General features: G+C 45.0%; 1 protein-coding gene. It reads left to right on the top strand.

Annotated elements, in window-relative coordinates:
- A partial coding sequence (locus Q1B11_RS20215; RefSeq protein WP_299735819.1) for an ISL3 family transposase occupies positions 1–1038 on the top strand: 1038 nt, incomplete at its 5' end.
- Between the last annotated feature and the right edge of the window lie 6 nt (positions 1039–1044).

Below are 1044 nucleotides of genomic sequence, written 5' to 3'. Positions count from 1 at the left end.
AGAGTTTTCCTGATCTACAGAATGCGCAGGGTTCAATGTAAGACATGTGGCGTAAAGGTTGAACAGGTTCCATGGGCAGAAGGTAAAAAAGAATTAACCAAAGTGTACATGCAGTTTCTGGCAGGCTGGGCTCGAAAACTCTCCTGGAAGGAAGTTGCCAAGACGTTTAATACTTCATGGGAAAAGGTATTTCATTCAGTCGAGTACATTGTTGAATGGGGCAAAGCCCATCGGGTGCTCGATAATATTGAGGCCATAGGTATCGACGAAGTGGCGTATCAGCTGGGTCATAAATATCTGACAGTGGTTTATCAGATTGATCGGGAGTGTACACGACTACTGTGGATTGGAGAGGAACGTACTGAAGCCACTATCCGCCAATTTTTCACATTTTTGGGTGCAGAGCGTTGCCAGCGATTAAAGTATGTTTGCTCTGATATGTGGAAGCCCTATGTGAAGGCTATTGCGGAATTTGCGGGTCAGGCTCTGCATATTCTTGATCGTTTTCACATTGTGGCGATGTTAAATAAAGCCATCGATGAAGTCAGGGCTTCGGAGCACAAACAGCTTCAGGCTGATGGTTATGAGCCTGTTTTGAAAAAGTCTCGTTGGTGCCTTCTGAAGCGGAAAGAGAACCTGACTGAGAAAGAAGAAGTCAAGTTAAGCACAGTGCTTCAGTACAACCTCAAAAGTGTTAGAGCGTATCTGCTAAAGGAAGAGTTTCAGGTGTTCTGGGATTACGTATCACCACATTGGGCTGGAAAATATCTGGATCGTTGGTGTACAAGGGTGATGCGATCAAAGTTAGAACCGATGAAGAAGGTTGCCAAAACAGTTCGACGACACAGACCACTTATCCTGAATTGGTTCAGGGCTAAAAAGGCGTATTCAAGCGGTATAGTTGAGGGTCTGAACACCAAGATAAAACTCACTACGAGAAAATCTTACGGCTTCAGAACCTACAGATGCGCGGAAGTTGCGTTATACCATGCACTTGGCAAGCTACCTGAACCAGAAATTGCCCACAGATTTTACTGACGAGGC

This window comes from uncultured Endozoicomonas sp., from assembly GCF_947495845.1.
Lineage (GTDB): Bacteria > Pseudomonadota > Gammaproteobacteria > Pseudomonadales > Endozoicomonadaceae > Endozoicomonas.
The sequence above is the reverse complement of the archived record's forward strand: the minus strand, read 5'-3'. Positions and strand labels throughout refer to the sequence as shown.